This is a genomic window from Faecalicatena contorta (assembly GCF_021531895.1).
Lineage (GTDB): Bacteria > Bacillota > Clostridia > Lachnospirales > Lachnospiraceae > JAFBIX01.
Genome location: NZ_JAFBIX010000001.1, coordinates 113563 through 132157, shown reverse-complemented (window position 1 = coordinate 132157; position 18595 = coordinate 113563). Strand labels below are relative to the sequence as shown.

The 18595-nt window shown below is 40.1% G+C and carries 17 protein-coding genes; 16 read left to right on the top strand and 1 reads right to left on the bottom strand.

Going from position 1 to position 18595, the window contains the following annotated elements; translation table 11 throughout:
- Positions 1-225 precede the first annotated feature (225 nt).
- Positions 226-489, bottom strand: coding sequence for a 30S ribosomal protein S20 (gene rpsT, locus JQM81_RS00680; RefSeq protein ID WP_235231551.1), 264 nt, complete (start codon positions 487-489; stop codon positions 226-228).
- Between the two features lie 186 nt (positions 490-675).
- On the opposite strand from rpsT, the gene gpr reads away from it, so the two are divergent.
- The 16 genes from gpr (at position 676) to rpsO (ending at position 18571) form a co-directional block, all read left to right on the top strand.
- On the top strand, positions 676-1647 hold the full coding sequence (gene gpr / locus JQM81_RS00675) for a GPR endopeptidase (RefSeq protein ID WP_235231550.1): 972 nt from the start codon (positions 676-678) through the stop codon (positions 1645-1647).
- An 88-nt stretch (positions 1648-1735) separates the two neighbouring features.
- On the top strand, positions 1736-2920 hold the full coding sequence (locus JQM81_RS00670) for a stage II sporulation protein P (protein ID WP_235231549.1): 1185 nt from the start codon (positions 1736-1738) through the stop codon (positions 2918-2920).
- Between the two features lie 84 nt (positions 2921-3004).
- Positions 3005-4927, top strand: coding sequence for a DNA gyrase/topoisomerase IV subunit B (locus JQM81_RS00665; RefSeq protein ID WP_235231548.1), 1923 nt, complete (start codon positions 3005-3007; stop codon positions 4925-4927).
- Positions 4928-5000: 73 nt separating this feature from the next.
- Positions 5001-7241, top strand: a complete 2241-nt coding sequence (locus tag JQM81_RS00660) for a DNA gyrase/topoisomerase IV subunit A (RefSeq protein WP_235231547.1) — start codon at positions 5001-5003, stop codon at positions 7239-7241.
- 12 nt (positions 7242-7253) lie between these two features.
- Complete coding sequence (gene nudC / locus JQM81_RS00655; protein ID WP_235231546.1) at positions 7254-8096, top strand: NAD(+) diphosphatase; 843 nt, start codon at positions 7254-7256, stop codon at positions 8094-8096.
- 117 nt (positions 8097-8213) lie between these two features.
- A complete protein-coding gene (gene rimP / locus JQM81_RS00650) occupies positions 8214-8681 on the top strand; it encodes a ribosome maturation factor RimP (RefSeq protein ID WP_235231545.1) in 468 nt (155 codons plus the stop codon).
- A gap of 20 nt (positions 8682-8701) precedes the next feature.
- A complete protein-coding gene (gene nusA / locus JQM81_RS00645; protein ID WP_235231544.1) occupies positions 8702-9877 on the top strand; it encodes a transcription termination factor NusA in 1176 nt (391 codons plus the stop codon).
- Between the two features lie 32 nt (positions 9878-9909).
- Complete coding sequence (gene rnpM / locus JQM81_RS00640; RefSeq protein WP_328282582.1) at positions 9910-10164, top strand: RNase P modulator RnpM; 255 nt, start codon at positions 9910-9912, stop codon at positions 10162-10164.
- The gene (locus JQM81_RS00635) at positions 10151-10474 is read left to right on the top strand and encodes a L7Ae/L30e/S12e/Gadd45 family ribosomal protein (protein WP_235231542.1); all 324 of its coding nucleotides are present in this window, start codon (positions 10151-10153) and stop codon (positions 10472-10474) included. The genes rnpM and JQM81_RS00635 overlap by 14 nt, the downstream gene beginning before the upstream one ends.
- Positions 10475-10488: 14 nt before the next feature.
- The gene (infB, locus tag JQM81_RS00630; RefSeq protein ID WP_235231541.1) at positions 10489-13260 is read left to right on the top strand and encodes a translation initiation factor IF-2; all 2772 of its coding nucleotides are present in this window, start codon (positions 10489-10491) and stop codon (positions 13258-13260) included.
- 37 nt (positions 13261-13297) lie between these two features.
- Entirely contained in the window at positions 13298-13681 is a 384-nt protein-coding gene (rbfA, locus tag JQM81_RS00625; protein WP_235231540.1) for a 30S ribosome-binding factor RbfA, read from the top strand.
- A complete protein-coding gene (locus JQM81_RS00620) occupies positions 13671-14630 on the top strand; it encodes a DHH family phosphoesterase (protein WP_235231539.1) in 960 nt (319 codons plus the stop codon). The genes rbfA and JQM81_RS00620 overlap by 11 nt, the downstream gene beginning before the upstream one ends.
- A gap of 16 nt (positions 14631-14646) precedes the next feature.
- Positions 14647-15573: a tRNA pseudouridine(55) synthase TruB gene (truB, locus tag JQM81_RS00615; RefSeq protein WP_235231538.1), complete on the top strand. Its 927-nt coding sequence runs from the start codon at positions 14647-14649 to the stop codon at positions 15571-15573.
- 17 nt (positions 15574-15590) lie between these two features.
- A complete protein-coding gene (locus tag JQM81_RS00610; protein ID WP_235231537.1) occupies positions 15591-16517 on the top strand; it encodes a bifunctional riboflavin kinase/FAD synthetase in 927 nt (308 codons plus the stop codon).
- 11 nt (positions 16518-16528) lie between these two features.
- Entirely contained in the window at positions 16529-18178 is a 1650-nt protein-coding gene (locus JQM81_RS00605) for a Na/Pi cotransporter family protein (protein WP_235231536.1), read from the top strand.
- Between the two features lie 126 nt (positions 18179-18304).
- Entirely contained in the window at positions 18305-18571 is a 267-nt protein-coding gene (gene rpsO / locus JQM81_RS00600; protein ID WP_235231535.1) for a 30S ribosomal protein S15, read from the top strand.
- Positions 18572-18595: the final 24 nt, after the last annotated feature.

Genomic DNA, 18595 nt, shown 5'->3' with positions numbered 1-18595 from the left:
CAGGGTGCATAGTTACATTTTAAGAATTTATGATAAAGGTTTCCACCAACGGAATGGTGGTTTCCTTAAAAACGGATTTGCGGTTTCCTAAGTCCGGACAGCAGGGACACGGCCCCCGGATTATTCAAATAGTTATGGGTATTCTGGATTATAAAAGATAAAAATAAAAAACAGCCACTGACGGTATGGCTGTTTTTTTATTGCATGCAATTTTTTCTATAATAATTAAGCAATTCCGTTTACAGCTTTTGTTAAACGGGAAATCTTTCTAGAGCATGTGTTCTTGTGATAAACACCCTTGCTTCCTGCTTTGTTGATTTCAACGATTGCAACTTTTAATGCTGCTGCAGCAGCTTCAGCATCTTTGTTAGCTACAGCTGTTTCAACTTTCTTTACGCAAGTTTTTACTTTAGATTTGATTGCTTTGTTTCTAGCAGCTTTTGTTTCGTTTACTAAGATTCTCTTCTTTGCAGATTTGATATTAGCCAATTTGTCCACCTCCAATATCTTATATTTCGATTCTGTATCGATTTTACATTCGTTAGAGCCGGACACGGACGTTCTAACGAAACATACGAACTTATTTTAGGGCAAGGAATGAGTTCTGTCAATACATATTTCTGAAAATATTGTAAAAACTAGGAAATAAATAGGACTAAAGTGAGGATATATGGGATGATTGAAAAATATAATATCAGAACAGATCTGGCTCTGGAGGAAAAAGAACGATTTGAATCGGATCACGTAGAAATTCAAGGAGTATCGTTAAAAGAAGATTATGATGAAGAACGTGAGATTAAAGTAACGACTGTTAAAATCGAGACGGAAAATGGAGCAAAAATCATGGGGAAACCGGTGGGTACCTATATTACAATGGAGGCACCGAATATGGCTGTTCCAGATGAAGATTATCATAAAGAGATAGCAGAAGAGTTAAAAAGATTTCTGGAATACTTTGTCAAAAAAGATAAAGAAGATTATTCTATTTTGGTAGTAGGGCTTGGAAATCGTAAGGTTACACCAGATGCGTTAGGCCCATATGTTGTAGATAATCTGAATATTTCCCGGCATATTGCAAAGGAATACGGAAAATATGCTATGGGAGAAGATGAAATCTGCCTTACCAGTGCGATTGTACCGGGAGTTATGGCACAGACTGGAATGGAAACTCTTGAGATTGTCAAAGGAATTACGCGGGAAACGAATCCGGATATGGTGATTGCTATTGATGCGTTGGCTGCCAGAAGCTCTCGAAGACTTAATCGCACGATTCAGATCTCAGATACAGGGATCAATCCAGGGTCAGGCGTGGGCAATCATAGAAACGCTATTACAAAAGAGACCGTTGGAATTCCAGTAGTTGCTATCGGGGTTCCAACTGTGGTGGATGCTGCGACTATTGTAAATGATACCATGGAGAACCTGATCTCTGCATTAGAAAGCTCTGAGACATTGCGGGGTGTCGGGGTGGTCATGCAAGGTTATAATGCAGCGGAAAAATATGAGTTAGTGAAGGAGTTGATATCTCCACATTTAAATGGTTTGTTTGTGACTCCTAAGGATATTGATGAGACTGTGAAGAGAATCAGTTATACGATATCGGAAGCGCTGAATCTGTTGTTTTCTAAAGGACATGCACATAAATAATCCAGGTGGGTCATATAGTGTTAAGACATAAAGTACGAAAAGTGCTGCCAAAATGACAGGCAGCCCTACTTTGACTGGAGTGAATATTGTGAAAACAAAATGGCAGATCAGTCGGATTGCAATACTTGTGATCACCGGAATTTTAATCATATATGTCTGTGTGCAGATGACGGAATTTGATAAAATAAATTGGAATGAACAGATACGGGTTGGGAGTATTTGTTTGGAACAGGCGGAAAAAATGTATCTTACGGGATTCACATATCTGGAAAATGAGCAGGGGAGTTCATTGATAGACTGGATGGCAGAGAGTGTGTTGAAAATGATTCCACTTGGGACATATGTGGAAGAAAAATCGATGTTGTTTACGGATGTGGAGGATCAGGAAACATATCAGATGATATTGGAAAAACAGGCAAATGATGAAAATATGGTAGATGAAAACGGAAATCTGATTCAGCAGACTTCACAAGAAGAATCTGTTCAGACTTCAGGAACACCAATTGATACATCTATGGAAAAATTGATGAATTTTGAGTATCTGATCAGCAATTTTTATACAGTAGATTCTAATACGATGATTGATCAGGATTTGTTAAATGTTGAAAAATTAATGGGAATGGACATGACAATTGATCAGTCTGCTGCCGGTCCAAAAGTTCTGATTTATCATACGCATTCCCAGGAAGCATTTGCAGATTCTGTAGAAGGGGATACCAGTACAACGATAATGGGAATGGGTGCTTATCTGGCAGAACTTTTAAATAACACCTATGGAATCGAGACGATTCATCATGAAGGAGTGTATGATCTGGTTAGTGGGAAGCTTGACAGAAGTATGGCGTATCAGCTGGCAGAACCAGAGATCCAGAAGATTCTGCAGGATAATCCAACGATAGAGGTTGTGATTGATCTTCATAGAGATGGTGTGGCGGAGGGAACACATCTTGTGACAGAGATTAATGGTAAGCAGACTGCACAAATTATGTTTTTTAATGGGCTGAGCCGAACAAGAGCCAATGGAAATATCAGTTATCTGCCCAATCCTTATATTGAAGATAATCTTGCATTTTCTCTTCAGATGCAGATTGCAGCTACGAAAAAATATCCTGGATTTACCAGACATATTTATCTGAGAGGATATCGATATAACATGCACTTTAAACCGAAAACGTTGTTGATTGAGGCCGGGGCTCAGACCAATACTGTGGAAGAAATGAGAAATGCTATGGAGATTCTGGCATCAACACTAGATAGTGTACTTGTGAAATAAAATATGTTTGAAACAGACTACATTTTGTGCTAAGATATTGGCAGTATGGAAAAGTATGTAAAATGATAGAAAGGATATATGGGAATGGCGAAAAAAAATACATATGATGCAGATAGTATTGCCATATTAGAGGGACTGGAAGCGGTACGGAAAAGACCGGGAATGTATATTGGTAGTGTATCTACGAAAGGGCTGAATCATCTGATCTATGAGATTGTTGACAATGCTGTAGATGAACATCTGGCGGGATATTGTTCAGAGATCCGTGTAACACTTGAAAAGGATGGTTCTGCAACTGTCTCAGACAATGGACGTGGAGTACCGGTGGATCTGCATTCGACTGGTGTATCAGCAGCCCGTGTTGTATATACAACGCTGCATGCCGGTGGAAAGTTTGATGATTCTGCTTACAAGACCAGTGGCGGACTTCATGGAGTCGGCTCTTCTGTTGTCAATGCATTATCTACTTATATGGATGTTGAAATCAGTCGGGATGGATATGTCCATCATGACCGGTATGAGAGAGGAAAGCCGGTAATTGAGCTGGAGGATGGACTTCTGCCGAAGATTGGAAAGACAAGAAAGACTGGAACAAAGGTTAATTTTCTGCCAGACGATACTATATTTGAAAAAACAAAATTCCGTGCAGAGGAAGTAAAAAGTCGTATGCACGAAACGGCATATTTGAATCCGACACTGACGATTGTATTTGAAGATAAAAGAGGCAGTGAGACGGAGCGTATTGTATATCATGAACCGGATGGGATTCTTGGCTTTATTCAGGATCTGAATTCCAAAAAAGAGGTTGTTCATGAACCTGTGTATTTTAAAGGAGAAGCAGAAGGCATTGAAGTTGAAGTGGCGTTTCAGTATGTGAATGAATTTCATGAAAATGTCCTTGGTTTCTGTAATAATATATATAATGCAGAGGGTGGCACACATCTGACTGGGTTTAAGACTACATTTACAACTGTTATGAATCAGTATTCCAGGGAACTTGGGATTCTAAAAGAAAAAGATGCGAATTTTACAGGGGCAGATGTAAGAAATGGAATGACCGCAATTGTTTCCATCAAGCATCCAGATCCCAGATTTGAAGGACAGACGAAGACAAAGCTGGACAACCCTGATGCCGCAAAGGCTTGCAGCAAGGTGACGAATGATGAGATTATTCGATTTTTCGACCGTAATCTTGAGACGTTGAAAAAAGTAATTGGCTGTGCAGAAAAGGCTGCGAAGATTCGTAAGACAGAAGAACGCGCAAAGACGAATCTTCTGACAAAGCAAAAATATTCTTTTGACAGTAATGGGAAACTTGCAAATTGCGAAAGCAGAGATGCGAGCCGATGTGAAATCTTTATCGTAGAGGGAGATTCTGCCGGTGGCTCTGCAAAGACGGCCAGAGATCGTATGTATCAGGCAATTCTTCCAATCCGAGGAAAGATTCTGAATGTGGAGAAAGCTAGTATAGATAAAGTGCTGGCCAATGCAGAGATTAAAACGATGATCAATGCATTTGGCTGTGGCTTCTCAGAAGGATATGGCAATGATTTTGATATCAGCAAGCTGCGTTATGACAAGATTATTATCATGGCTGATGCCGATGTGGATGGGGCACATATCTCTACCTTGTTGCTGACGCTATTCTATCGTTTTATGCCAGAATTAATCTATGAAGGACATGTCTATATTGCCATGCCGCCATTGTATAAAGCTATGCCGAAAAAAGGGGAAGAAGAATATCTATATGATGATAAGGCGTTAGAGAGATATCGTAAGACCCATGATGGCCCTTTTACGCTCCAGCGTTATAAAGGTCTGGGAGAGATGGATGCCCAGCAACTGTGGGAGACAACCCTGAATCCCGAGACAAGGATCCTGAAACTGGTAGAAATCGAAGATGCCCGTATGGCATCCAGTGTGACAGAGATGCTGATGGGAACCGAAGTACCACCAAGAAGGACATTTATCTATGAAAATGCGACAGAAGCAGAGCTGGATATTTAAATTGGGTACACCCCATTTTTAAATTAGGGACGTAGTGTTTTTTAAAAATACTACGTCCCCAAAGGAGGTAATTATGCAAGATTCACAGATCATCAGAACGGAATATTCTGATGTTATGAAGAAATCATATATTGACTATGCTATGAGTGTTATTGTTGCCAGAGCGCTTCCGGATGTAAGGGATGGATTGAAACCGGTACAGAGGCGTACGCTGTATGATATGCATGAATTGGGTATTCGATATGACAGGCCATATCGAAAGTGTGCACGTATTGTTGGAGATACGATGGGTAAGTATCATCCGCATGGGGACAGTTCTATCTATGAAGCGCTGGTGGTGATGGCGCAGGATTTTAAAAAGGGCATGATTCTGGTAGACGGACATGGTAATTTTGGATCTATTGAAGGTGACGGAGCTGCTGCCATGCGTTATACGGAGGCTCGTCTGGCAAAGATTACGCAGGAAGCTTATCTGGGAGATCTGGATAAGGATATTGTAGATTTTGTACCAAATTTTGATGAGACAGAAAAGGAACCTGAGGTGCTTCCTGTGCGTATTCCGAATCTTCTGGTCAACGGAGCAGAGGGAATTGCTGTAGGTATGGCAACCAGTATACCGACCCATAATCTTGGGGAGGTCATTGATGCAGTCAAAGCCTACATGAAAAATGATGAGATCAGCACGAAGCAGTTGATGAAGTATGTAAAAGGGCCTGATTTCCCAACAGGGGGGATCGTGGTAAATAAAGATGATCTTCTGGATATCTATGAGACGGGAACCGGCAAGATTAAGATTCGCGGGAAAGTAGAAGTAGAGGAGATGAAGGGCGGCAAGAAACGGCTTGTTATCACAGAGATCCCTTATACCATGATAGGTGCCGGAATCGGAAAGTTCCTGAATGATGTATGTGCTCTGGTAGAATCAAAAAAAACCAGTGACATTGTGGATATCTCCAACCAGTCATCGAAAGAAGGTATTCGAATTGTTATTGAACTGAAACGTGGAGCAGACATCGAAAATCTGACGAATATGCTCTACAAAAAGACTCGTCTGGAAGATACTTTTGGTGTGAATATGCTCGCAGTTGCAGATGGCAGACCTGAGACCATGGGATTGAAGAAAATCATAGAACACCATGTGGATTTTCAGTTTGAGATGGCCACCAGAAAATATAAGAATTTATTAAAAAAGGAACAAGATAAAAAAGAAATCCAAGAGGGTCTGATCAAAGCATGTGATGTTATTGATCTGATCATTGAGATTCTTCGCGGCAGCCAGTCGGTCAAAGATGCAAAAGCATGTCTGACCAGCGGTATTACGGATAATATTAAGTTCAAATCCAGTATTTCTAAAAAAATGGCAGCTATGCTTCGGTTTACAGAACGACAGGCTACAGCAATTCTTGAAATGCGCCTGTACAAATTGATTGGGCTGGAAATAGAAGCTCTGATGAAGGAACATGATGAGACTCTGAAAAAAATTGCTAGGTATGAAGATATTCTAAATAATTATGATTCAATGGCAGAGGTCATTATCGCAGATTTAGAACAATTGAAAGCAGAATTTTCCAGAAAGCGCCGGACGCAGATCGAGAATGCAGAAGAGGCGGTTTATGAGGAGAATAAGATCGAAGAGCAAGAGGTTGTCTTCCTGATGGATCGTTTTGGTTATGCAAAGACGATTGATACCAATGCTTATGGAAGAAATAAAGAGGCGGCAGATACGGAAAATAAATATGTGATTTCCTGTATGAATACCGGAAGAATCTGTCTATTTACGAATACCGGAAAAATGCATCAGATTAAAGTATTGGATTTACCATATGGAAAGTTCCGCGATAAAGGATCGCCGGTGGATAATGTGAGCAATTACGACAGTACACAGGAAGAAATCGTATATATCTGTGATGCAGAGCAGATGCGTTATGCGAAGCTGTTATTTGCTACAAAGCAGGGCATGATTAAGAAGGTGGAAGGAACTGAATTTCAGGTAGCGAAAAGAACGATTGCAGCGACGAAACTTCAGGCGGATGATGAAGTTATGAGTGTTCAGGTGATCAATGAAAATCAAAATATTGTACTGCAGACAAAAGAGGGATATTTCCTGCGCTTTTTAGCCGAAGAAGTCTCTGAAAAGAAGAAAGGTGCAATCGGAGTCCGTGGAATTAAACTGCAAAAGAAGGATGAACTGGAGAGGGTATATTTATTTGAAGATGGGGTAGAGACAAAAATCCCATATAAGGATCGTGAAGTGACCTTGAATCGTCTAAAGCTTGCAAAACGAGATGGGACTGGAACAAAGAATCGAGGATAAAGGAGAAAAAATATGATACAAGAAATTGCTCCATATCAATATCGAAACGAATATCGGCCAATGCCGCCGGAAAAACATAGCATCTTATTGTGCTATGAAGGGCGAAATATATTGGTGAAACAAAAAGAAGGAGAGATTTCTTTTCTTACTTTTGAAGAAGCAGAGGCTTATGTTGATGTTACAAAACTCTATCAAGAGTACATATATTTATTTTCCATTGCTGATGTGAGATTTTATCTGGGCAGTCATATTTCTTATGATAAGATTCCAGAATTCGAAATGGAAGATACACAGATACTTCGTACAGCAAGACCAAAACATCTGCAGTTCGCGGGTGTGACGGGATGGCAGTTATACCGCTGGTATCAGTCACATCGTTTTTGTGGACGATGTGGGAAACCTATGGTACATGATGAAAAAGAACGGATGATGCGCTGCCCAGAGTGTGGCCTTATGGAATTTCCAAAGATCTGTCCGGCTGTCATCATTGCTGTTACGCATGGAAATAAGATATTGATGTCAAAATATGCAGGCAGGGCATATAAGAAATATGCACTGCTGGCAGGATTTGCGGAAATCGGGGAGACGATTGAAGAGACGGTCCGCCGGGAAGTCATGGAAGAGGTCGGATTAAAGGTCAAAAATATTACTTATTATAAAAGCCAGCCGTGGTCGTTTACCGATACATTATTAATGGGATTTTTTTGCGAGCTGGATGGAGAAGCAGAGATTACATTGGATAAGGAAGAGCTTGCTCTTGCAGAATGGTTTGAACGGGAGGATATCCCGGTGAAAGCAGAAGACTTAAGCCTGACGAATGAGATGATGATGGTATTTAAAGAAGGGAAAATATAGAAAAACCCTTGATTTTGCAGAAGTATGGTGTTATACTAGCTTACAGTTACATAATGAAGTCGGCAGAAGAGTGAACGTAAAGTTCACTCTTCTTTGTTGATAAGGAGGAATTTTACATTGACAAAAAGGGAACTTTACGAACAAAAAACCGAAGAGATTCTGTTACCGATTGTGGAAGAAAATGGATTTGAGCTGGTGGATGTAGAGTATGTAAAAGAAGGAAGTACATGGTATCTTCGAGCATACATTGATAAACCGGGAGGTATCAATATTGATGACTGTGAAGTAGTAAGCCGCAGACTTTCTGATATCTTGGATGAGAAAGATTATATCGATGATGCATACATCCTGGAAGTCAGTTCGCCGGGGCTTGGAAGACCGTTAAAGAAAGAAAAAGATTTTAAAAGAAGCCTGGGTGAAGAAGTTGAGATTCGAACTTATCGTATGATAGATAAACAGAAAGAATTTACTGGAATTTTAAAAGACTATGATGAAAAAACGGTTACGATTGAGATGGATGATGATACAACAAAAACATTTGAAAAAAGTGACATCGCTCTGATTCGTCTGGCATTTGATTTTTAAATTAGAAGGAGGAATAGTAAATGAATACAGAATTATTAGAAGCATTGAATATTTTGGAAAAAGAAAAGGATATCAGCAAAGAGACTTTGTTGGATGCAATTGAAAATTCTCTGCTGAATGCCTGCAAGAACCATTTTGGAAAGGCTGACAACATTAAATTGATCATGGACAGATCGACATGTGATTATAGCTTGTTCGCAGAGAAGACGGTTGTAGAAGAAGTAGAAGATAAGTTAGAACAGATCAGTTTGGAAGATGCAAAAGAAATTGACAGTAAATATGAGTTGGGAGATATTGTCCAGATTCCAATTGAATCAAAATCTTTTGGACGTATTGCAACTCAGAATGCAAAGAATCTGATTCTTCAGAAAATTCGTGAAGAAGAGCGTAAAGTAGTATATGATCAGTATTTTGAAAAAGAAAAGGATATCGTTACGGGTATTGTTCAGCGTTATGTAGGAAAGAATGTAAGTATTAACCTTGGAAAGGCTGATGCAATGCTTACAGAGAATGAACAGGTAAAAGGAGAAGTATTCAAACCGACAGAACGAATCAAATTGTATATCGTTGAAGTGAAGAATACGACAAAGGGACCAAAGATTCTTGTATCCCGTACACATCCAGAACTCGTAAAACGTTTGTTTGAATCAGAAGTGACAGAGGTAAAAGAAGGAATCGTAGAGATTAAGAGCATTGCAAGAGAGGCGGGAAGTAGAACGAAGATTGCGGTATGGTCTAATGATCCTGACGTTGATCCGGTAGGCGCATGTGTCGGCATGAACGGAGCAAGAGTGAATGCGATTGTAGAGGAACTGCGTAAAGAGAAGATTGATATTATTAACTGGAGTGATAACCCGGCCATTTTTATTGAGAATGCGTTAAGTCCAGCGAAAGTGATTTCTGTCATGGCTGATCCGGATGAGAAGACCGCAAGTGTCATTGTACCAGATTATCAGCTTTCACTGGCAATTGGTAAGGAAGGTCAGAATGCAAGACTTGCTGCAAGACTGACAGGATATAAGATTGATATAAAGAGTGAATCTCAGGCAATTGAATCTGGAGAACTACCTGAAAATTATATGGAACTGAGCGAAGGAGTATTTGAAGAAGAATACGATGAGCCATATGAGGAATCAGAAGGATATGCACCGGAAGAGGAAATTGCATTTGAGGAAGTAGACGATACAGAGGAATAGGTGATTGTTTGAGCGCAAATAAAAAGATACCTATGCGTAAATGTGTGGGATGTCAGGAAATGAAGAGTAAAAAAGAGATGATTCGTGTGATCAGAACTTCAGAAGGAGAATTTCTTCTGGATGCGACCGGAAAAAAGAATGGGCGTGGAGCGTATATCTGTCCTTCTAAGAACTGTCTGGAAAAGGCAGTAAAGAATAAAGGCCTTGAACGGTCATTTAAGCAGTCTATTCCGAGGGAAGTGTACGAAGCATTGGAAAAGGAGATGGAGATACTTGAAACAGAGTAAAGTATTAGCGCTTATTGGTCTGGCAACCAAAGCAGGCAAGACGGTCAGCGGAGAATTCTGTACTGAGAGGGAAGTGAAAGCTGGAAAAGCTGCATTGGTAATCGTGGCGACAGATGCGTCTGATAATACGAAGAAGAAGTTTCAAAATATGTGTGGCTATTATCACGTGCCAATCTATTTTTATGAAGATAAAGATACCTTGGGGCATGCAATGGGAAAACAGTTCCGCGCATCTCTTGCAGTATTGGATGAGGGGTTTGCAAAAGGAATCAGGAAGCATATGGACACAGAAGATAACACAATTGCATAGAGGAGGTAGTTAATATGTCAAAAATTAAAATATATGAATTAGCAAAGGAATTAGATGTCCCAAGCAAGGATGTCATCGAATTTCTGACTGAAAAGAATATTGAAGTAAAGAATCATATGAGTACATTGGAGGATTCAGAAGCGGATATGACAAGAAAGGCCCTGGCAAAACGAAAAGCTCCAGAAGCAAAGACAGAACAGGAAGCTCCAAAGAAGAAGAATATCGTTCATGTATTCCGTCCGCAGAATACACAAAATGGAGCAAAGCAGGGAAGAAGACCTGGCAATCGTCCGGCACAGCAGGGAGGACGTCCTCAAGCTTCTCAGGGAAGACCGATGCAGGTTAACAACGGACGCCCATCCAAGGCTGCTCAGACAACACAGCAAGTACGTCCGGCAACACCGGCGGCAGAAAAACCACAGAAAGTAAAGACGCCGGAAAAACCAGTAGAAAAAGTGGCAGCTCAATCGGTACAGCCGACTGCGCCAGTGTCAGAAAAACCAAAGAATGTGCAGAACGTGGAGAAGCCGGCAGAGAAAAAAACGGAAAGATTATTTGATAGAAATTCCGAGAGGAATTCCGATAGAAATCAGTCTCAGAGACGCCCGGAGCAGCGTCAGGAAAAAGGCGGGGACAGACGTCAGGATTCTTCCAAAGATTCCAGAGGATTAGGACAGCGTCCGCAGCGTGGAGATCGCCCACAGGGAAATCGTCAGGATAGATTCTCGAATGATAGGGATAATAAAGACAGAGACAGTAGAGATGGAAGAGACAGGGACAGAAATCAGAACCGCAGATCCGGGGATAGAAATGACCGTCGTAATAATGACAGAAGAAATAATACCAGCATTCCGGCACCAGCTGTAGAGACACAGAAGCCACAGCGTAGCAAAGGAAAGGGAAAAGACGACTATAAGAAGAAAGATTATCGCCGCGAAGATGAAGATGACAGAATGCCAAAGGGAAAGAAAAAGAATGAGCCAAAACAGCAACTTCAAAAACCTCAGCAGAAACAACAGAAGGTGGAAGAAGAGATTAAGTCTATCGTAATTCCGGAAGTACTTACAATTAAAGAGCTTGCAGATAAGATGAAGATCGTACCATCTGTCATCGTTAAGAAGCTTTTTATGCAAGGCAAGATTGTAACGGTGAATCAGGAGATTGATTACGAGACGGCAGAAGAGATCGCACTGGAATTTGATGTGCTCTGTGAAAAAGAAGAGGTTGTAGATGTTATTGAAGAGCTTTTGAAAGAAGATGAAGAAGACGAATCTAAGATGAAGAAGCGTCCGCCGGTAGTCTGCGTCATGGGCCACGTTGACCATGGTAAGACTTCTCTTCTGGATGCCATTCGCCATACGAATGTGATTGATAAAGAGGCGGGCGGTATTACTCAGCACATCGGTGCATATGTAGTAAATGTAAATGGAGAGAAGATTACATTCCTTGACACACCAGGACATGAGGCATTTACTGCAATGCGTATGCGTGGTGCAAGTTCGACAGATATTGCGATTCTTGTGGTGGCTGCAGATGATGGTGTTATGCCGCAGACGGTTGAAGCAATCAATCACGCAAAGGCCGCAGGTGTTGAGATTGTGGTAGCTGTCAATAAGATTGATAAACCAAGTGCCAATATCGAGCGTGTGAAGCAAGAGCTTACAGAATATGAGTTAATTCCGGAAGACTGGGGCGGAAGTACAGTATTTGTTCCTGTATCTGCAAAGACTGGAGAAGGTCTGGAAGATTTGATGGAAATGATCATCCTGACTTCAGAAGTGATGGAATTAAAAGCCAATCCTGACCGAAGTGCAAGAGGTCTTGTATTGGAGGCACAATTGGATAAAGGAAGAGGTTCTGTAGCAACGGTTCTTGTACAGAAAGGAACTCTGCGTGTTGGTGATTCCATTGCCGCAGGCTCTGCTTATGGTAAAGTAAGAGCTATGATGGATGATAAAGGAAGACGTGTGAAAGAAGCAGGTCCATCTATGCCAGTAGAGATTCTTGGATTGAATGATGTTCCGAATGCCGGTGAAGTATTTGTGGGATGTGAAAATGATAAGGAAGCAAGAAGCTTTGCAGAGACATTCATCTCTCAGAGTAAGATGAAATTATTGGAAGAGACAAAATCAAAACTGTCTCTGGATGATCTGTTTACTCAGATTCAGGAAGGTAATCTGAAAGAACTTGGTATTGTTGTAAAGGCAGATGTACAAGGTTCTGTTGAAGCAATGAAGCAGAGTCTGTTAAAGCTGTCTAATGATGAAGTTGTTGTAAAGATCATTCATGGTGGTGTCGGTGCAATCAATGAGTCTGACGTCAGTCTTGCATCTGCATCCAATGCGATTATCATAGGATTTAATGTGCGCCCGGATGCAACTGCAAAAGAGACGGCAGAGCGCGAAGGTGTAGATATTCGTCTCTATCGAGTTATTTACAATGCGATTGAAGATGTTGAAGCAGCGATGAAAGGAATGCTGGATCCAATTTTTGAAGAAAGGGTATTAGGCCATGCAGAAGTACGTCAGACATTCAAAGCATCTGGCGTAGGAACTATTGCAGGTTCTTATGTGTTGGATGGTATGTTTGAAAGAGATTGTTCTGTGCGTCTGACACGAGATGGAATCGTTATCTTCGAAGGACCTCTTGCGTCTTTGAGACGTTTTAAAGATGATGTAAAAGAAGTAAAAGCAGGATATGAATGTGGATTTGTGTTCGCCAATTTTAATGATATTAAGGAAGGTGACCTTGTAGAAGCATTCAAGATGGTAGAAATCCCTAGATAATCTCAGGTGTTTCTTCCTGCAGAAAAGAGGGAGTAAAATGAGAAAAAGAAGTATTAAAAATACAAGAGTCAATACAGAAGTACAGCGAGAACTTAGTAATATAATTCGCGGAGGAATTAAGGATCCGCGAGTAGCTCCATGGACTTCTGTGGTCGCGGCGGAAGTAGCCCCGGATTTGAAAACCTGTAAAGCATATATCAGTGTGTTGGGGGATGCGTATGCACAGGCAGAGACAATTAAGGGCCTGCAAAGTGCGGAAGGCTATATCCGGCGAGAACTGGCACGTACATTGAATATGCGAAATACACCAGAAATTAAATTTGTGTTGGATCAGTCGATTGAATATGGCGTCAATATGTCAAAAAAAATCGATGAAGTGACCAAGGGCATGACAACGGAAGGTGATGCAGATGCTGAATAAGATTTTAAGCGATGCTAAGACAATTGCAATTAGCGGACATGTGCGCCCGGATGGCGATTGTGTAGGATCTTGTATTGGGTTATACCAGTATATTAAAGAGAATTTTACAGAAAAAAAAGTGGATGTCTATCTGGAAGAGATTCCAGAAGCATTCACATGTCTGAAAGCTACGAAAGAGATTCGTCATGAGATTCCGGACGAGAAAGTGCAATATGATCTGTTCTTTTGCCTGGATTGTGGTGATAAAGAACGTCTGGGATTCTCTGGTGAGTTGTTTGACAATGCGAAATATACTTATTGTATTGATCATCATATCAGTAATACTGGGTTTGCACAGGAAAGTTATGTGGTGCCGGATGCAAGTTCTACCTCAGAGTTAGTATATAATTTGCTGGAAGATGAGAAGATTTCTCTGGATACTGCCAATGCTCTTTATCTTGGCATTGTTCATGATACAGGTGTGTTCCAATATTCATGTGCGACCCCGTCGACATTCAGAATTGCAGCCAGATTGTTAGAGAAAGGTGTGGATGCACCGAGAATGATACAGGATACATATTATGAAAAGAGTTATGCTCAGAATCAGATTTTGGGAAGAGCATTGTTAGAGAGTATTTTATTTATGAATGGTACTTGTATTGCATCTTATGTCACCAAAAAAGTCATGGATTTTTATGGAGTTGATGCTAAAGATCTGGATGGAATCGTAAGTCAGCTTAGAATTACGAAGGGTGTAGAAGTCGCTATTTTTATGTATGAGATAGAGTCAAATACATACAAAGTAAGTCTTCGCTCTAAAAATTATATTGATGTGAGTAAGGTTGCACAGTATTTTGGCGGTGGAGGACATAAGAAAGCTGCCGGACTGACGATGATTGGAAGGCCGCACGATGTGATTAATAATCTTTCTGAGCAGATTGAAATACAGATGAAGGAATTGGCAGAATAAAAGACAGGAGAAAAAGATGATACACGGTATTTTAAATGTGTATAAAGAAAAAGGATATACTTCTCATGATGTTGTAGCAAAACTAAGGGGAATTGTTGGACAGAAAAAGATTGGGCATACGGGAACGTTAGATCCGGATGCGGTTGGTGTTCTTCCTGTCTGTCTGGGAAAAGCAACTAAATTATGCGATATGCTTACCGATAAGGATAAGACGTATGAGGCAATTCTTCTGTTGGGACGCTCTACGGATACGCAGGATACTAGCGGAGCAACCTTGACAACCCGGGATACGTCTGCTCTTACAGAGGAAAAAGTAACAGAAGTGATAGAAAGTTATGTGGGAGAGTATGATCAGATACCACCGATGTATTCTGCATTGAAAGTAAATGGCAAGAAATTGTATGAACTTGCCAGAGAAGGAAAAGTAGTAGAACGAAAGGCAAGAAGAGTTGTGATATACCAGATCAGGATTCTTAAGATGGAGCTTCCGCGCGTGAAAATGGAGGTGTCCTGCTCAAAAGGAACGTATATCCGAACTTTATGTCATGACATTGGAGAAACACTTGGATGTGGTGGATGTATGGAAAGTTTAGTACGAACACGAGTCAGTAGCTTTCGGATTGCTGATAGTATGACTCTGGAAGAGATTTCCCAAAAATGTATGAAAGATTGTTTGATGGATGTGGTCATTCCAATTGATGCAATGTTCCAGGAATATCAAAGGATTGTGGTAAAAAGGAGCTGGGATTTTTTGGCGAAGAATGGAAATTCATTGCCGATGAATGCCGTGTACTTTGAGAACGAAGAAAAATCCAGAGAAAAAGTGGATGGAGATTATATGCGGTTATATGATGAACAGGGACATTTTGTTGCAATTTATAGTTGGAACGATGAAAAGAAAGAATATCAGATCATAAAGATGTTTTTTTGCGAAGATAAATAACGATTAGAGGGAATAGAATGCAATATATCAGTTTGCTGTCACATTATAATGACAGCAGAGAAACGGCAGTTACTTTTGGAAAATTTGATGGACTTCACAGAGGACATCAGATTTTGGCAGAAAAGGTACGTGAGCTGGGAGAAAAAGAAAAAATGAACAGTGTTGTGTGTTCCTTTGATATGCATCCTTTATGGGAAAGTAAAGGCATTCTCCCGCAAGTATTAATGACGGGGGAGGAACGAAGGGAACACTTGGAAGGAAAAGTGGATTATCTCGTAGAATGTCCATTTACTCAGGAGTTTCGTCAGATTCATGCAGAAGATTTTATTAAAAATATCATAAATGGTATTTTTCATGCGAAGTATGTTGTGGTAGGAACAGATTTTCAGTTTGGATATGAAAAGCATGGAGACATTCATATGCTTGCGGATTATGCAAAACGTTATGGATATGAATTGCTTGTGATGGAAAAGGAACGTTATAAAGACCGGATTATCAGTAGTACTTATATCAAAGAAGTTTTAAAGCAGGGAGATATGGAACTGGCAAAAAAACTTCTTGGGTATGCGTATAGCGTCAGCGGCAGAGTGGAACATGGCAAACAGCTTGGAAGAACATTGGGATTTCCAACATTGAATGTAGTATGGCCACATGATAAAATAGTTCCTCCGCGAGGAGTGTATTTTAGCAATGTCCGAATAGATGGCTGTTGGTATCATGGTATTTCGAATGTGGGAGTGAAGCCAACGGTAAGCAATGAGAACAAGGTGCTGATTGAAAGCTTTCTGTTTGATTTTCAAGGAAATGCCTATGGAGAAGAAGTGACTATTGAACTGTTGGAATTTCGACGTTCGGAACAGAAATTTGAAAATATTGAAGAGATGAAGACTTGTATCGATAGAGACATTGAATTCGGCAAACATTTTTTTGCGCTTGAGAGATAAGGAGAATACAAATGAGTATTACAACAATTTTTATGTTGTTTGGGGGATTGGGATTTTTCCTGTATGGTATGAAAATGATGAGCGAAGGTCTTGAAAAAGCGGCTGGAGCCAAAATGAGAAGTATTCTTGAATTTTTTACCAAGAACAGATTTATTGGAATGGTGGTAGGAATTATATTTACCGCAATTATTCAATCATCCAATGCAACAACTGTGATGGTAGTAAGTTTTGTGAATTCGGGACTTATGAATTTGATGCAGGCATCAGGAGTAATCTTGGGTGCTAATATTGGTACCACGATAACAGGGCAGCTTATCGCATTTAATTTATCGGATATTGCACCATTAATTGTTATTATTGGTGTCATTATGATCATGTTCTGTAAGAAACAGAGTATCAAAAAAATCGGAGAAGTAATACTGGGATTTGGTATTTTATTCATGGGTCTGAGTATCATGTCAGACAGTATGTCAGCAGTTAAAAATTCGCCGAGAATTTTGAATTTCCTGGCTTCATTGACGAATCCGTTTGCAGCGATTTTGGTTGGTTTTTTGATTACCGCTGTACTACAAAGCTCTTCTGCAACGGTAGGTATCATTCTGTTGATGGTATCCCAGAAACTTTTGGAATTTACCATTTGCCCGTTTATGATTTTGGGCTGTAATATTGGTTCTTGCGTATCTGCATTAGTAGCGAGCCTTAGCGGAAAAAAGGATGCAAAACGTGCCGCATTGATTCATTTCCTGTTCAATGTGATAGGTTCTGCAATATTCTTCTGTATTTTGCTTGTTGCAGTTGAACCGTTTACAAATGCGATTTTGTATATATCTGGTGGTAGTCTGGCACGTTCCGTTGCAAATGTACATACTCTGATGAAAGTATTGGAAGTAGCCATGATGTTCCCATTCATGGGATGGATTGTGAAATTAACTTATAAGATTGTTCCGGGTAAAGATACAACTGCAGAGGATCAGTATGAATTGCTTTATATTGGTGATGGTTCTATGATGTCACCTACAACAGCAGTAATGGATAGCATTCATGAAATTGAGCATATGGGTAAAGTTGCGGTCATGAATTTAAAAAAATCAATGGATGCGCTTTGTAATCTGAATGAAAAAGAGATACAAGAAGTCTATGAAACAGAAGAATATATCGATTTCTTGAACCGTAAAATTACGGATTATTTAGTAAAAGCAAATGAGATCGCGCTCCCTATTGCGGATGAAAAATTGATCGGTGGTTTGTTTCATGTGGTGAATGATATTGAAAGAATCGGAGATCATGCAGAGAATTTTGTGGATTCTGCGAAGACTAGAATTGAGCGCGGGATAGAGCTGACTGATAAGGCAAAAAAGCAGCTTCTTGATATGATGGATAAGACTACGAAAATATTAGAATATTCTCTTGAAATGTTTACAAACCGCAATTATGAGCATATGAGGGAAATTCTGCAGTTGGAAGAAGAGATTGATGAGATGGAGAAGAAACTGCAGAATGCACATGTAAAGAGATTGACGAAGAATAAATGTACTCCGGAGGCGGGAATGATATTCTCTGATACAATATCAGGTCTGGAGCGTGTAGCTGATCATGCGACCAATATTGCATTTGCAATTTTGGAACCAATGAATGAACAGGATGATGAAGAGGAAGAATAAGATTTTTCTTTACATTAGGTGTATGTTATGATATACTATATCACTGTGAGAGCCGATGTTCGGTAAATGGAATCTCCAACCGTTACTTAATGTCTGGCGTTATAAAAGTTTAAGGAGGAAACAAAAATGATTTCTAAAGAACAGAAAGAACAGATTGTAGCAGAATATGGAAGAACACCTGGGGATACAGGTTCACCAGAAGTACAGATTGCTATTCTGACAGCAAGAATTAATGATCTGACAGAGCATTTCAAGAACAATCCAAAGGATCATCATTCAAGAAGAGGACTTTTGAAAATGGTTGGTCAGAGAAGAGGACTTCTTGCTTATCTTAAGAAGACAGATATCGAGAGATATCGTACATTAATTGAAAGACTTGGATTAAGAAAATAATTGCATAGTTTGTGTACGAAAGAA

Bases quoted from the DNA above. Each gene is read 5' to 3' on its own strand.
- gpr (WP_235231550.1), top strand. From the start codon at position 676: ATGATTGAAAAATATAATATCAGAACAGATCTGGCTCTGGAGGAAAAA.
- truB (WP_235231538.1), top strand. From the start codon at position 14,647: ATGATACACGGTATTTTAAATGTGTATAAAGAAAAAGGATATACTTCT.
- JQM81_RS00660 (WP_235231547.1), top strand. From the start codon at position 5,001: ATGCAAGATTCACAGATCATCAGAACGGAATATTCTGATGTTATGAAG.
- infB (WP_235231541.1), top strand. From the start codon at position 10,489: ATGTCAAAAATTAAAATATATGAATTAGCAAAGGAATTAGATGTCCCA.
- JQM81_RS00620 (WP_235231539.1), top strand. From the start codon at position 13,671: ATGCTGAATAAGATTTTAAGCGATGCTAAGACAATTGCAATTAGCGGA.
- JQM81_RS00605 (WP_235231536.1), top strand. From the start codon at position 16,529: ATGAGTATTACAACAATTTTTATGTTGTTTGGGGGATTGGGATTTTTC.
- JQM81_RS00610 (WP_235231537.1), top strand. From the start codon at position 15,591: ATGCAATATATCAGTTTGCTGTCACATTATAATGACAGCAGAGAAACG.
- nudC (WP_235231546.1), top strand. From the start codon at position 7,254: ATGATACAAGAAATTGCTCCATATCAATATCGAAACGAATATCGGCCA.
- rbfA (WP_235231540.1), top strand. From the start codon at position 13,298: ATGAGAAAAAGAAGTATTAAAAATACAAGAGTCAATACAGAAGTACAG.
- rpsO (WP_235231535.1), top strand. From the start codon at position 18,305: ATGATTTCTAAAGAACAGAAAGAACAGATTGTAGCAGAATATGGAAGA.
- rnpM (WP_328282582.1), top strand. From the start codon at position 9,910: ATGCGTAAATGTGTGGGATGTCAGGAAATGAAGAGTAAAAAAGAGATG.
- JQM81_RS00665 (WP_235231548.1), top strand. From the start codon at position 3,005: ATGGCGAAAAAAAATACATATGATGCAGATAGTATTGCCATATTAGAG.
- nusA (WP_235231544.1), top strand. From the start codon at position 8,702: ATGAATACAGAATTATTAGAAGCATTGAATATTTTGGAAAAAGAAAAG.